The 12778-nt window shown below is 72.1% G+C and carries 14 protein-coding genes; 6 read left to right on the top strand and 8 right to left on the bottom strand.

The window, feature by feature from the left end:
* Positions 1 to 29 precede the first annotated feature (29 nt).
* Positions 30 to 1403 carry a DEAD/DEAH box helicase gene (locus tag AB1285_RS09670; RefSeq protein ID WP_370428705.1) on the bottom strand — a complete coding sequence of 458 codons (1374 nt, stop codon included), beginning with the start codon at positions 1401 to 1403 and terminating at the stop codon, positions 30 to 32.
* Positions 1404 to 1640: 237 nt separating this feature from the next.
* On the bottom strand, positions 1641 to 2594 hold the full coding sequence (dapD, locus tag AB1285_RS09665; RefSeq protein ID WP_370428706.1) for a 2,3,4,5-tetrahydropyridine-2,6-dicarboxylate N-succinyltransferase: 954 nt from the start codon (positions 2592 to 2594) through the stop codon (positions 1641 to 1643).
* A gap of 66 nt (positions 2595 to 2660) precedes the next feature.
* Between dapD and dapE the strand changes: the two genes are divergently transcribed.
* From dapE to AB1285_RS09650, 3 genes are all read left to right on the top strand, one after another.
* Positions 2661 to 3734: a succinyl-diaminopimelate desuccinylase gene (gene dapE, locus AB1285_RS09660; RefSeq protein ID WP_187663654.1), complete on the top strand. Its 1074-nt coding sequence runs from the start codon at positions 2661 to 2663 to the stop codon at positions 3732 to 3734.
* Complete coding sequence (locus AB1285_RS09655; RefSeq protein WP_292793596.1) at positions 3716 to 4933, top strand: hypothetical protein; 1218 nt, start codon at positions 3716 to 3718, stop codon at positions 4931 to 4933. The genes dapE and AB1285_RS09655 overlap by 19 nt, the downstream gene beginning before the upstream one ends.
* Positions 4934 to 5025: 92 nt before the next feature.
* Entirely contained in the window at positions 5026 to 5199 is a 174-nt protein-coding gene (locus tag AB1285_RS09650) for a DUF3117 domain-containing protein (RefSeq protein ID WP_071328210.1), read from the top strand.
* Positions 5200 to 5280: 81 nt separating this feature from the next.
* Here AB1285_RS09650 and AB1285_RS09645 read toward each other — a convergent pair whose 3' ends face one another.
* A complete protein-coding gene (locus tag AB1285_RS09645) occupies positions 5281 to 5919 on the bottom strand; it encodes an O-methyltransferase (RefSeq protein WP_268777750.1) in 639 nt (212 codons plus the stop codon).
* An 89-nt stretch (positions 5920 to 6008) separates the two neighbouring features.
* Here AB1285_RS09645 and AB1285_RS09640 point away from each other — a divergent pair, with 89 nt between their 5' ends.
* Positions 6009 to 6383 carry a twin-arginine translocase TatA/TatE family subunit gene (locus AB1285_RS09640; protein WP_268777749.1) on the top strand — a complete coding sequence of 125 codons (375 nt, stop codon included), beginning with the start codon at positions 6009 to 6011 and terminating at the stop codon, positions 6381 to 6383.
* Positions 6384 to 6393: 10 nt separating this feature from the next.
* On the opposite strand, the gene AB1285_RS09635 is transcribed toward AB1285_RS09640, so the two are convergent.
* Genes AB1285_RS09635 through AB1285_RS09620 form a run of 4 tightly spaced genes read right to left on the bottom strand, consistent with a single transcriptional unit; the run spans position 6394 to position 9818 of the window.
* The gene (locus tag AB1285_RS09635; RefSeq protein ID WP_268777748.1) at positions 6394 to 6888 is read right to left on the bottom strand and encodes a YcxB family protein; all 495 of its coding nucleotides are present in this window, start codon (positions 6886 to 6888) and stop codon (positions 6394 to 6396) included.
* A 22-nt stretch (positions 6889 to 6910) separates the two neighbouring features.
* Positions 6911 to 8032, bottom strand: coding sequence for an Mrp/NBP35 family ATP-binding protein (locus AB1285_RS09630; RefSeq protein WP_315638447.1), 1122 nt, complete (start codon positions 8030 to 8032; stop codon positions 6911 to 6913).
* Positions 8029 to 8550 (bottom strand): DUF1003 domain-containing protein, encoded by a 522-nt coding sequence (locus AB1285_RS09625; RefSeq protein ID WP_259953101.1) that lies wholly within the window; start codon positions 8548 to 8550, stop codon positions 8029 to 8031. Before AB1285_RS09625 ends, AB1285_RS09630 begins: the two co-directional genes overlap by 4 nt.
* Positions 8550 to 9818, bottom strand: coding sequence for a magnesium transporter MgtE N-terminal domain-containing protein (locus tag AB1285_RS09620; protein ID WP_259953103.1), 1269 nt, complete (start codon positions 9816 to 9818; stop codon positions 8550 to 8552). Before AB1285_RS09620 ends, AB1285_RS09625 begins: the two co-directional genes overlap by 1 nt.
* An 87-nt stretch (positions 9819 to 9905) precedes the next feature.
* On the opposite strand from AB1285_RS09620, the gene AB1285_RS09615 reads away from it, so the two are divergent.
* Together AB1285_RS09615 and AB1285_RS09610 are read left to right on the top strand one after the other, a co-directional pair.
* Positions 9906 to 10622 (top strand): general stress protein, encoded by a 717-nt coding sequence (locus AB1285_RS09615; protein WP_370428707.1) that lies wholly within the window; start codon positions 9906 to 9908, stop codon positions 10620 to 10622.
* Entirely contained in the window at positions 10619 to 11296 is a 678-nt protein-coding gene (locus AB1285_RS09610; RefSeq protein ID WP_370428708.1) for an alpha/beta hydrolase family protein, read from the top strand. Before AB1285_RS09615 ends, AB1285_RS09610 begins: the two co-directional genes overlap by 4 nt.
* A 30-nt stretch (positions 11297 to 11326) precedes the next feature.
* Here the strand turns inward: AB1285_RS09610 and AB1285_RS09605 are convergent, their stop codons facing one another.
* Positions 11327 to 12748, bottom strand: a complete 1422-nt coding sequence (locus AB1285_RS09605; RefSeq protein WP_370428709.1) for an aminopeptidase P family protein — start codon at positions 12746 to 12748, stop codon at positions 11327 to 11329.
* Positions 12749 to 12778: the final 30 nt, after the last annotated feature.

Genomic DNA, 12778 nt, shown 5'->3' with positions numbered 1-12778 from the left:
CCTTCGCTGTTGTCAGGCACGAGCCGGGATCAGCGTCCCTGGGCTCCACGCGTGCCCTGACGGCCCTGGCCGCCCTGACGCTGCGAGCCCGGCGCGCCGCCCTGGCCCGCGGGGCGGGGACGACGACGGCGGCGGGACGGCGGGGTGGTCGCGGTGCTCCTCTCGCCACCCGCCGGCCGCTGCTTCGCGGAGCGCTGCTGCTGCTGCGGCTGCGGGGGCGCGGGCCGCACGTGCGGTGCCCGCTCCGGGACGAGCTCGGTGACGGCGTCGGTGGTGAGGTTCTCCAGCGGTGCCGTGATCGCGGCCTTGCGCAGGAGATCCTTCACGTCGCGGCGCTGCTCGGGCAGGACGACGGTGACGACGGTGCCGGCCGCGCCGGCCCGAGCCGTGCGTCCGGAACGGTGCAGGTACGCCTTGTGCTCGACGGGCGGGTCGACATGGACGACGAGGTCGACGTTGTCGACGTGCACACCGCGGGCCGCGACGTCGGTCGCGACGAGGACGCGGACGCCGCCGTCCTCAGGAGCGGCGGAGAAGGCGCCGAGGTTGCGCTCGCGCGCGTTCTGGGACAGGTTGCCGTGCAGGTCGACGGCCGGGATGCCGGCGGCGGTGAGCTGCTTGGCGAGCTTCTTCGCCTGGTGCTTGGTGCGCGTGAAGAGGATGCGGCGGCCCGTGCCGGAGGCGAGGTCGCGCACCAGCACGGTCTTGTTCTCCGGGGAGTCGACGACGAGCACCCGGTGGGTCATCTCGCCGACGGGCACGCTCGCCTCGTCGACCTCGTGGCTGACGGCGTTCGTGAGGAACCGGCGGGCGAGGGTGTCGATGCCGCGGTCCAGCGTCGCGCTGAACAGCAGGCGCTGACCGTCGGCGGGGGTCGCTGAGAGGATGCGGGTGACGCCGGGGAGGAAGCCGAGGTCGGCCATGTGGTCGGCCTCGTCGAGCACGGTGACCTCGATCGCGCTGAGACGCACGATCTGCTGCTTCATGAGGTCTTCCAGACGGCCGGGGCAGGCGACGACGATGTCGACGCCGCCCTGCAGCGCCTGCTCCTGCGGACGCTGGCTGACGCCGCCGAACACGGTGGTGACGCGCAGCCCGACGGCCTCGGCCAGGGGGGCGACGGTCGCGGCGATCTGGGTGGCCAGCTCGCGGGTGGGGGCGAGCACGAGGCCGCGCGGCAGGCCGGAGCGGCGCTTGTGGCCGGACGCAGCCAGGCGGGCGACGAGCGGGAGCGCGAAGGCGATGGTCTTGCCGCTGCCCGTGCGTCCGCGGCCGAGGAGGTCACGGCCGGCGAGCGAGTCGGGCAGGGTGTCGCGCTGGATGGCGAACGCCTCGGTCTTTCCGGAGGCGGCGAGAACGGTGGCGAGCTCGGCGGGAACGCCGAGATCGAGGAAGGAAGACATGCAGAGAACTCCGTCAGCGCACGAGAACGGCGCGGGATAGTGGGGTGAGGTGGGCGAAGACGCAGCGAGTGCGCGTCCGTTCGCCGTGCGAATGGCCAGTTCGGGCTGGAGAGGGGAGCGCAGGCGCTCGCTTCGGTCCTCGGAGACCCCTAGACGACGACGATGCTGACCGGCCGGCGGCGCGGGCAACGACCCCAGTCTACCAGCGGCGACCGGTCGAAGGCTGCAGGTGCGCTGTCAGGCGTGGAGCGCTTCGTTGAGCGTCACGCCGACGCCGGCCCGGCGGACGGCCTCGACGGCGCCCGTGAGGGAGTTGCGACGGAAGAGCAGGCCGTCCTCACCCGAGAGATCGGCGCCCTTGACGGTCTTCCGTCCGCCGTCGGCGGTCGCGGGGCCGTCGGCGAGGACGATCTTCGTGCCGGCGGTGACGTAGAGCCCGGCCTCCACGACGCAGTCGTCGCCGAGGGAGATGCCGATGCCGGCGTTCGCGCCGAGCAGCGTGCGGGCGCCGATCGACACACGGTGCGACCCGCCACCGGAGAGCGTGCCCATGATCGAGGCCCCGCCGCCGATGTCGCTGCCGTCGCCGACCACCACGCCCTGCGAGATACGACCCTCGACCATCGAGGCGCCGAGGGTTCCGGCGTTGAAGTTCACGAAGCCCTCGTGCATGACGGTGGTGCCCGGGGAGAGGTGGGCGCCCAGCCGCACGCGCGAGGCGTCGGCGATGCGCACCCCGGCGGGCTGCACGTAGTCGGTGAGGCGGGGGAACTTGTCCAGACCCTGGATCTGGATCCCGGCGCGCTGGAGCTGCGGGCGCAGGCGCGCCGCATCGGCGGGGCGCAGGGGGCCGGCATTGGTCCAGGCGACGTTCGGCAGATGACCGAAGATGCCGTCCAGGTTGAGGGCGTTCGGCCGCACGAGCAGGTGCGACAGGGCGTGCAGGCGCAGATAGGCGTCCGCCGTGGAGGCCGGAGCCGCGTCCAGATCGATCGTGAGCTCGACGACCGCGATGGTCACGTCGCGCCGCTCGTCCTGGCCCGTCTGCGCGTCGAGCGCGGTGCGGGCGGTGGCGACCTGGTCCGCGGACGGCGCGGACGAGCGGACCTCCGGGTACCACGCGTCGAGGACCGTGCCGTCGCTCGCGGTGGTCGTCAGGCCCAGTCCCCAGACAGATCGTGCGTCGCTCATGCCTCCACGGTATCGCGCCGACGACGGTGTCCCGTCCCGCATGACGGGCATCAGTAGGCTGGGGGCATGGTGCTCGATCTGACCGCGTCCTCCGCCGACATCACCCGCGCGATCTGCGACGTCCCGAGCGTCTCCGGCGATGAGAAGACCCTGGCCGACCTGATCGAGGAGGCCGTGTCCGGTCTGCCGCACCTGGAGGTCATCCGCCACGGCAACACGGTGGTCGCCCGCACGGATCTCGGCCGAGCGCAGCGCGTGGCGATCGCCGGGCACATCGACACCGTGCCCCTCAACGACAACCTGCCCACGCGCGACGTCGAGATCGACGGCGTGCCGCATCTGTGGGGAAGGGGCACCGTCGACATGAAAGCCGGGGTCGCGGTGCAGCTCAAGCTCGCCGCCGAGCTCACCGACCCCGCGATCGACGTGACCTGGATGTGGTACGACAACGAGGAGGTCGCGGCCTCCCTGAACGGCCTCGGGCTTCTCGCCGCGGCACGGCCCGACCTGTTCCAGGCCGACTTCGCCATCCTCGGGGAGCCGTCGAACGGACAGGTCGAGGGTGGGTGCAACGGCACGCTGCGGGCGATCGTGCGGACCACGGGCGTCCGCGCGCACAGTGCCAGGGCCTGGATCGGCGAGAACGCGATCCATCGCGCGGCCCCCATCCTCACGCGACTGTCCGAGTATCGGGCGCGCGAGGTGATGGTCGAGGGTCTGCTCTACCGGGAGGGGCTCAGCGCGGTCCGCATCGCAGGAGGGGTCGCGGGCAACGTCATCCCGGACGCCTGCGAGGTCGAGGTCAACTACCGCTTCGCGCCGAACAAGTCCGCGGCCGACGCCGAGGCCCACGTCCGGGCGGTCCTCGCCGGATTCGACGTCGAGATCACGGATGCCGCCGAGGGCGCGCGCCCCGGTCTGGACGCCGACATCGCGCGCCGCTTCGTCGCGGCCGTCGGCGCGGAGCCGCAGCCGAAGTACGGGTGGACCGACGTGGCCCGCTTCTCGGCCCTCGGCATCCCGGCCGTGAACTACGGACCCGGCGACCCGCATCTCGCCCATCACGACGAGGAGCGCGTGCCGCTCGCCCAGATCGACGCCGTCGAGCGGGGTCTGCGCGCATGGCTCACGTCGCACTGACGCTCACGCGGCGCTGGGCGCGGATGCCGCTCGCCCTGCGCATCGGCATCGTCTACGTCCTCGCACGGGTCGTGACGACCGGATTCCTCATCGCCGCGGCCTCCCTGTCCACGGTGTTCTCCCGCTTCGGCGACGACGCGGGACTCATCGACTTCGTCCTCGGATGGGATGCGCAGTGGTACTGGCAGGTGGCCGTGCACGGCTATCCCTCGGACCTCCCGCTGACCGACGACGGGCAGGTGGCCGAGAACGCCTGGGCGTTCATGCCGGTGTTCGCGTACGCCGCGAAGGCGTTGGGCTTCGTGCTCGGTTCCTGGGCGGCCGGCGCCCTCGTGCTCTCGCTCGGTGCCGGCTACCTGGCCTGTCTCGCCCTGCATCGGCTGCTCCGCGACCGCGTCGGGAACGCGGCCGCGTTGTGGGCCGTCGTCTTCTTCGCATCCGGTCCGCTCGCCGCCCTGTTCCAGGTCGGATACGCCGAGACGCTCTTCCTGCTGCTGCTGTTCCTCGCCCTGGACGCGACGATCCGGCGGAACTACGCCTGGCTGTACGTGCTGATCCCCGTTCTGGGGTTCACCCGTCCCGGCGTGCTCGCCTTCGCGCTGTACCTCGGCCTGCACGGGATCCTTCGCTGGAGGCACCGCCGCACCGATCCGCTGGGCGCCAGGGAAGTGGTGCACATCGTGGCACTCGGCGCGCTGGCGACGGCCACCGGATTCGCCTGGCAGCTGATCGCGGGCGTCGTGACCGGAGACCCCGGCGCCTACCTCGCCACGGAGCTCGCGTGGCGACGGCACTGGATCGTCGGCGGCGTCGAGGGCTTCGTGCCCTTCGAGGGATGGGTGCAGGCGTCGCACTTCTGGTTCGAGCTGTGGGGTCTGCCGTCGGGATGGGGGCCGGTCGCCCTCGTCGTGCTCGTGGTCGCCGCGGCCGCCGCGCTGCTGCGGTCCCCGCAGGTGCGCGCGCTCGGCCCGGATCTGCGTCTCTGGAGCGCGAGCTACCTGCTCTATCTACTCGCGGTGTTCTTCCCCCAGTCGAGCACCTTCCGCCTCTTGCTGCCGCTCAGCCCGGCGTGGGGAGCGGTCGCGGTACCGCGCTCCCGTGCCTGGCGGCTCGGCGTGCTCGCGCTGTGCCTGCTGGGTCAGTGGGTCTGGATCTATCACGTGTATGCCCTCGGCAGTACGTTCTGGCAGGTGCCCTGACGACGCGGCGACGCGGATTGTGTCCGGTGACGTCCACGGCGCGGCCGCACCCGATAAACTCGTCCCATACCACCGGAGGAAAGGGAGCCACGATGGCAGCGATGAAGCCGAGGACCGGAGACGGACCCATGGAGGCCGTGAAAGAGGGACGACTCATCATCGTGCGTGTTCCGCTCGAAGGAGGAGGCCGCCTGGTCGTCTCCGTGAACGACGCCGAGGCCAAGGAGCTTCACGACGTGCTCGGTGCCGTCGTGGCCCCGGCCTGATCGAATCTGGTCCGCTGCGGCGGAACCGAGAGGGCGATGGATCCGCGGATCCCTCGCCCTCTTCGCGTGAGCGGCGTCCGATCAGGCGCGGTCGTCGAGGCGGATCAGCTGCAGCAGACCCTCGCCCGCGGGGGAGACGGTCGCCAGCACCGCCGACGACTCCTGGGTCTCCTGCACGAGCGACCGGTAGGCGGATGTGATGTCGTCGCGCTGGACGGGGTCGGCCACGCGGCCCCCCGCGAGGATGCGGGGCACGAGCACCAGGCCGCCCGTGCGGGCGAGGCGGAGGCCGTGCGAGACGTACTCGATGACGTTCTCGGGGTCGGCGTCCACGAAGACGATGTCGTACGACGCCTCGTTCATCCGGGGGAGCACGTCGATCGCGCGACCGGCGATGAACCGGGCACGAGTGGCGGGCACCTTCGCGTCCGCGAACGCCTGGCGGGCGGCGGCGAGGTGCTCGGGCTCGTTGTCGATCGAGGTCAGCACCGCGGTCGGCGCGCCGCGCAGCAGCCAGAGTCCGGAGACGCCGGCGCCGGTGCCGATCTCGACGATGGAGCGGGCGGTGCCTGCGGCGGCGAGCACGGCGATCTGCGAGCCGACGACCGCGCTGATCGGGGCGGCCCCCAGCTCGACGGCGTGGGCGCGAGCGCGGGCGATGGTCTCCGGCTCGACGATGGACTCCCGAAGGAAGCGCGCGTTGGCGTCGTGCTCGCTCATGACCTGCCTCTCCTGCGTGCATGGCTGATGTGTCCAGGGTATTCGCTCACCGCGCGCAGAGCCTGCAGGCGCGGCGGTAGCCTGGTCACATGACGTTCGGCCTCACCTTCGAGAAGCTGCTGCTCATCGGCCTGATCGCCGTGCTGATCATCGGCCCCGAGCGTCTGCCGCGTGCCGCGGAGGGCTTTGCGCGGATCGTGCGCAAGGCCGGTGAATACCTCCGCGACACGAAGTCCCGCGTGCGCGAGGAGATGGGTCCGGAGCTCGACGACGTGGACTGGCGCAAGCTCGACCCGCGGCAGTACGACCCTCGGCGCATCATCCGCGACGCGCTCCTGGAGGAGCCGGAGCCCGCGACCCCCGCGCAGGCCACGGCGACGATCGCGGAGCCGGTGGCCCCGCGCACCGCGCCGCCGACCTTCAGCGCGGAGAACCGTCCGCCGTTCGACACCGAGGCGACCTGAGCCGCCCGGGTCACGAGATCCGCGTCCGCAGCGTCGCCAACTCCTCGTCGCTGAAGAGGGAACGCGGAATGGCGGTGGCGACGGAGGCGTCGCGGACTTTGAAGATCACCGCGTCCCGGCCGACGCGCAGGCTCTGGAACGTGCGGTAGGGGATCTCGGAACGGCGGCGATCGCTGCCCAGCTGCAGACGATCCTCGTCGAGCGCGACCCACACCACGCTCTCCACCGGCATTGCGGCGCGCACGGCCCGACGGGCGCTCGAGGTGGTGAGGATCACCGCATACGCTCCCAGAGCGATGGTCACCGCGGGCATCCAGGCGACGAGCGCGCTCACCTCCTCTCCGGCGGCGAGACGGTCGTTGAGGGTGAGGACGGAGAGCACGAGGCCCGCCGTCAGCGCGACCCACATCACGATCGCGACAGGCCTGGTCAGCGCGTAGACGGCCGCGTCTCTGGCCATCCTCCGCAGAAGCCCTTCATCCACGGTCACGGAGCGATGCGGCATCCGTCCATCCTCCCACGCGCCCTCACCCGATCGACATGGGCAGCGTTCGGCCGGCCAGGCCTCGCCCTCGACGCGCGAGCGCCTCCGCCAGCGCGCGGATCGCCCCCGCGGCGGCATCGTCCGGCGCAGAGGTGACGACCGGAACGCCCTCGTCCCCGCCCTGGCGGAGGGCCGGGCTGAGCGGGATGGAGGCCAGCAGCGGCACCGCAGCGTCGGGCACGGACAGGGCCTCCGCGACAGATGCGCCGCCGCCGGCCCCGAAGAGATCGACGACGGTGCCGTCGGGGAGCGTGTATGCGGCCATGTTCTCGACCACGCCGATCACGCGCTGTCCGGTCTGGCGTGCCACGAGCCCGCTGCGGATGGCCACGTCGGAGGCCGCCGCCTGGGGTGTGGTGACCACGAGCACCTCGGCGTGGGGGAGGAGCTGCCCGATCGAGATGGCGATGTCCCCGGTGCCAGGGGGCATGTCGATGAGCAGGACGTCGAGGTCGCCGAAGAAGACGTCGGTGAGGAACTGCGAGACCGTGCGGTGCAGCATCGGTCCGCGCCAGGCCACCACGGACTCCCCGTCGCGCAGGAACATCCCGATCGAGATGGTCTTCACCCCGTGGGCCACCGGCGGCAGCATGAGGTCGTCGATGCGCGTCGGCTGCGTGCCGGAGGGGATCCCGAGCAGTCCGGGGATCGAGAAGCCGTGCACGTCCGCATCCACCAGGCCGACGGCGAGGCCCTGGTCGGCGAGGGCGACCGCGAGGTTCGCGGTGACCGTCGACTTGCCGACGCCGCCCTTCCCGCTGGAGACGAGGATCACGCGGGTGAGCGAGTCGGGCCCGAACGGCATGTGCCGCGCCGGGCGGCCGGCGCGGAGCCGTTCGGTGAGGGCCTTGCGCTCGGCAGGCGTCATCACGCCCACCTCGACCGCGACGTCCGTGATGCCGGGGACCGCGGCGGCGGCGCCGCGCACGTCGCGCTCGATGCGGTCGGCGGCGGGGCATCCGACGATCGTCAGCACGATGCCCACACGCGCGACCCCGTCCTCGACCGAGATGTCGCGCACCATGTCGAGGTCGCCGATCGGTCGCCGCAGCTCCGGGTCGGTCACCGCCGCCACTGCGGCTCTGACGTTCTCGGCCGCGGTCATGAGGCGGTGCCGCCCGCGGACTTCTCCTCGGTGTCGCCCAGCTCAGCCAGCAGGGCACGGAGCTCCTGCCGCAGCACGTCGCGGGTGACCACCTGCGCGTTGCGCTCCTCCAGCGACATCCGCAGCGCGACGATCTCGCGGGCCAGGTACTCGGTGTCCGCGAGGTTCCGCTCGGCGCGCTGCCGGTCCTGCTCGATCTGCACGCGGTCGCGGTCGTCCTGGCGGTTCTGCGCGAGGAGGATGAGCGGCGCGGCGTACGACGCCTGCAGCGACAGCATGAGGGTGAGCGCGGTGAAGCCGAGCGCGGCGTCGTCGAAGCGGACCTCGCGCGGCATCAGCGTGTTCCAGCCGATCCAGAGGATGCAGAAGAGACTGAGGATGACGAGGAACGCGGGAGTTCCCATCGCGCGGGCGACCCACTCCGTGAAGCGGCCGAAGCGGTCGCGCGAGGTGGAACGGGGGCGGGTGCTCGTCCGTCCTGGCGCGTCGAGGCGGGCGGCCCGCTCCTTGCGCGCCATCAGTGCGCCTCCGTCACGGGCGGCGCCACGTCGTCGCTGTCGTGGGTGCGCCAGTCGTCCGGCAGCAGGTAGTCGAGGACGTCGTCGATGCTGATCGCGCCGACGAGGCGGTGCGCGGCGTCGATGACCGGCAGCGAGACGAGGTCGTAGCTGGCGAGCATGCGGGCGACCTCGGCCGCGGAGGCGGTGACCGGCACCGGCTCGAGGCTGTCGTCGAGGATGGCGCCGAGACGCTCGTGCGGCGGGTAGCGCAGCATCCGCTGGAAGTGCACGAGCCCGAGCAGGCGGCCGGTGGGGGTCTCGAACGGCGGGAGCGTGACGAACACGGCCGCGGCGAGGGCCGGATGCAGCTCGTGACGGCGGATGAGCGCCAGCGCCTCGGCGACCGTGGCGTCGGCGGAGAGGATGATCGGCTCCGGGGTCATCAGACCGCCCGCCGTGTCCGGGCCGTAGCGCAGGAGCATCCGCACGTCCTCCGCCCTCTCCGGCTCCATCCGCTGGAGCAGCTCCTCCAGCTGGGTGGGTGGGAGCTGGGCCAGGAGGTCGGCGGCGTCGTCCGGCTCCATCTGGTCGAGGATGTCGGCCGCGCGCTCCTCGCCGAGGCGGTCGAGGATGTGCACCTGCTCGTCCTCGGGCATCTCCTCGAGGGCGTCGGCGAGGCGGTCGTCGGAGAGCTCCTCCGCCACCTCGATCATCCGCTGCTGCGGGAGGTCGAGGAGCGTGTTGGCGAGGTCGGCGGCGTGCAGCTCGGAGTAGGAGGCGACGAGCTGCTCGGCGGACTGGGACTCGCCCGGCGCCTGTTCCTCGGTCACCTCGCTCCAGGCGGCGAACGTCGTCGGGCCCTTGGCGAACGGCGACGCGCCGGTCTTCGGGCGACGCAGGAAGAGCTGGCTGATCGCCCACTCGCCGAGGCGGTTGGGTTCGATCGCCACGTCCTCGATCACGGCCGTGCCGCTGCCGTCGGTGAGGCTCACCCGTCGGCCCAGCATCTCGGCGAGGACGCGCACTTCGCCGGCGCGCGGGGAGAAGCGGCGCACGTTGATGAGGCCGGTGGTGATGACCTGCCCGGACCGGATGGACGTCACCCGGCCGATCGAGAGGAACACGTGCCGGCGGCCGGGGATCTCCACGACCAGCCCGATGACACGCGGGGCCGCGGTACTTCGATAGACGACGACGACATCCCGGACCTTGCCGAGGCGGTCGCCGACGGGATCGAAGACGGCGCACCCTGCCAGGCGCGCGGCGAAAACCCGTTGTGTGCTCACTCGACCAGCGTAGCCCGCGGCGTGCCGGGGCGGCGGCTGCGGCGGTCGCTCGGCCGGCCGCGGGGCACGACGTGGAAGAATAGCCGGATGAGCATGCTGAATCGCCCCGCGAGCGGCACGGACACCGGTGAGATCGTCGCCTCCATGCGCGACTACGAGAGCGCGCAGAAGGCGGTGTCGAAGCTGATCGCCGGAGAGGTCCCCGCGCGCGACATCGCGATCGTCGGGCAGAGCGTGCGGACGGTCGAGCGGGTGACCGGACGACTCGGCTACGCCGCCGCCGCGCGCTCGGGAGCGATCAACGGGGTGCTCATCGGACTCTTCCTGTCGGCGATCCTCGTCCTGGGTAACCCCGAGGTGCCGATCCAGCTGTTCGTCGGCTTCGTCCTCATCGGCGTCGCGGTGGGCATGCTGCTCAGCCTCATCACCTACGCCATCGTGCGCCGCCGCCGGGACTTCGCGAGCGTGACGCAGTTCGCCGCGGATCACTACGAGGTGACCGTGCAGCCCGGCTCGCTGGCGAAGGCGCGGCAGGTCCTCGGCGCGCAGCGGGTCGCCCCCGTGCGTCCTCCGGTGAACCTGGACGAGCCGCCGAAGTACGGCGAGCGGATCCCGCAGGGCGCTCCGGCTCCCGCTCCTGAGCCTGCTCCCGCTCCCGCTCCCGACCCGGCACCGGCTCCCGCTCCCGAGCCTGCCCCCGCTCCGGAGCCGGCACCGTCTCCGGAGCCGGCACCGGCTCCCGAGCCGGGTCTTCCGCCGCGGCCGGCCGACCCGGAGACGGGCACCCCCGGGTCCGTGCGGTGACCACGGGGGCCACCGCCCTGCGCATCGAGGTCGCTCTGCCCGCCGGGGCGACCACGGTGTCCGCCGAGTGGACGCCGGGTACCCGTGATGACGTCGTCCTGATCGCGCACGGGGCGGGGGCCGCGAAGGACCACCCGTTCCTCGTCGGGTTCGACCGCGCACTCGCGGCGCTCGGGTACTCGACTCTGCGCTTCAACTTCCCGTACATCGAGCAGGGGCGTCGCATGCCCGGTCCTGCCGCCCACGCGGTCGCGGCCTGGGAGGCCGCGGTCGCCGAGGCCCGCGCGCGGGCGCCGCGATCCGCCGTGTGGGCCACCGGGAAGTCCTACGGCGGCCGCATGGCGTCCATGGCCGTCGCCGAGGGCCTTGCCGTGGACGGCCTCGTCTACCTCGGCTATCCGCTGCATCCGCCGGGCCGCCCGGATAAGCCCCGCATCGCCCACCTGCCATCGATCACCGTCCCGCAGCTCTTCGTGGAGGGCACCGCGGACCCGTTCATCCAGCCGATCGCCCAGCTCGACGAGGCCGTCGCCGGCTGTCAGGACGCGCGGGTGCACTGGGTCGAGGGCGGCGGGCACTCCTTCGAGGTGAAGGGGCGGAGGCGTCCGCCGGCGGAGGTCGCTGCGGACCTCGCACCGGTGGTCGACGCCTTCGTCACCGGGCAGCGGGACTGAGCGGGGCCGCCGCCCCGCTCCCGCCCGTCGTCAGCCCTGCAGACGCGCCATCCACGCCTCGACCTCGTCGGCCGTGCGGGGGATGCCCGCGGAGAGATTGACCGGGCCGTCCTCGGTCATCAGGATGTCGTCCTCGATCCGGACGCCGATCCCGCGCAGCTCGGCGGGAACCGTGAGGTCGTCGATCTGGAAGTACAGTCCCGGCTCGATCGTGAAGACCATGCCGGGCGTGAGGATGCCGTCGTAGTACATCTCGCGGCGCGCCTGCGCGCAGTCGTGCACGTCGATGCCGAGGTGGTGCGACGTGCCGTGCACCATGTAGCGACGGTGCTGGCCGCCCTTGTCCGCGTCCAGGGCTTCCTCCGCGGTGACGGGGAGGAGGCCCCACTCCGCGGTGCGCTCAGCGATCACGGCCATGGCCGCCGCGTGCACGTCGCGGAAGCGGACGCCGACCTTCGCCGCCGCGAGAGCCGCGTCCGCGGCCTCGCGCACCGTCTCGTAGACCCGGCGCTGCACCTCGGTGAACGTTCCGGACACCGGGAGCGTGCGGGTGATGTCGGCGGTATAGAGGCTGTCGGCCTCCACACCCGCATCGACGAGGATGAGGTCTCCTGGCACGACGGCGCCGTCGTTGCGCGTCCAGTGCAGGTAGCAGGCGTGCGGTCCGGACGCGGCGATCGTGTCATAGCCTTCGCCGTTGCCGTCCTCGCGGGCGCGGCGGTGGAAGACGCCCTCGACGACGCGCTCGCCACGGGCATGTGCCACCGCGGCGGGGAGCTCGCGGATGATGTCGTCGAAGCCCTGCGCCGTGATCTCCACGGCCCGACGCATCTTGGCGATCTCGAAGTCGTCCTTGATGAGGCGCAGCTCCGAGACGACACGGGTGAGGGTCTCGTCCTCCTCGAGGACCAGCTCGCCCTCGACCGGGGCGAACTCGTGCAGGTGCGCCGTGGCCAGCTGCAGGTCGGCGGCGACACCGGCGAGCGACGGACGCGGCCCGATCCAGAACTCGCCGACCGTGGCGTCGGCGTAGAACTCCGTCGTGGTGCGGTCGGCGCGCTCGCGGAAGTACAGCGTGACGTCGTGCCCGTCGTCGGTCGGCTCGAAGACGAGCACCGAGTCCGGTTCGGCGTCGGACGCCCAGCCGGTGAGGTGCGCGAAGGCGGAGTGCGCACGGAAGACGTAGTCGGTGTCGTTGCTGCGCTGCTTGAGCGAACCGGCGGGGATCACGAGCCGCTTGCCGGGGAACGCGGCCGAGACGGCAGCGCGGCGGCGCTCGGCGTACGGAGCCTGGGCGCGCGGCGCGGGCAGCGTCTCCGGACGCTCGGCCCACCCGGTGGAGATGGTGTCGAGGAAGCCCTGCGGGAAGGGCTGCTTGCGATTGGTCGAGCTGTTCTCGACGGGGGTTTCGACGGTCTCGTCAGCGATCGTGTCGTTTTCTCCGGTGCTCATCCGTCCAGTCTCTCACCTGGAGGCCGCGCA

The sequence above is a fragment of the Microbacterium sp. NRRL B-14842 genome, from assembly GCF_050470785.1.
Note: the sequence above shows the minus strand (reverse complement) of the source record. Positions and strands in the feature narration are given on the sequence as shown.

Bases quoted from the DNA above. Each gene is read 5' to 3' on its own strand.
- dapE (WP_187663654.1), top strand. From the start codon at position 2,661: ATGGTGCTCGATCTGACCGCGTCCTCCGCCGACATCACCCGCGCGATC.
- AB1285_RS09655 (WP_292793596.1), top strand. From the start codon at position 3,716: ATGGCTCACGTCGCACTGACGCTCACGCGGCGCTGGGCGCGGATGCCG.
- AB1285_RS09670 (WP_370428705.1), bottom strand. From the start codon at position 1,403: ATGTCTTCCTTCCTCGATCTCGGCGTTCCCGCCGAGCTCGCCACCGTT.
- AB1285_RS09640 (WP_268777749.1), top strand. From the start codon at position 6,009: ATGACGTTCGGCCTCACCTTCGAGAAGCTGCTGCTCATCGGCCTGATC.
- AB1285_RS09615 (WP_370428707.1), top strand. From the start codon at position 9,906: ATGAGCATGCTGAATCGCCCCGCGAGCGGCACGGACACCGGTGAGATC.
- AB1285_RS09630 (WP_315638447.1), bottom strand. From the start codon at position 8,032: ATGACCGCGGCCGAGAACGTCAGAGCCGCAGTGGCGGCGGTGACCGAC.
- AB1285_RS09650 (WP_071328210.1), top strand. From the start codon at position 5,026: ATGGCAGCGATGAAGCCGAGGACCGGAGACGGACCCATGGAGGCCGTG.
- AB1285_RS09605 (WP_370428709.1), bottom strand. From the start codon at position 12,748: ATGAGCACCGGAGAAAACGACACGATCGCTGACGAGACCGTCGAAACC.
- AB1285_RS09645 (WP_268777750.1), bottom strand. From the start codon at position 5,919: ATGAGCGAGCACGACGCCAACGCGCGCTTCCTTCGGGAGTCCATCGTC.
- dapD (WP_370428706.1), bottom strand. From the start codon at position 2,594: ATGAGCGACGCACGATCTGTCTGGGGACTGGGCCTGACGACCACCGCG.
- AB1285_RS09625 (WP_259953101.1), bottom strand. From the start codon at position 8,550: ATGGCGCGCAAGGAGCGGGCCGCCCGCCTCGACGCGCCAGGACGGACG.
- AB1285_RS09635 (WP_268777748.1), bottom strand. From the start codon at position 6,888: ATGCCGCATCGCTCCGTGACCGTGGATGAAGGGCTTCTGCGGAGGATG.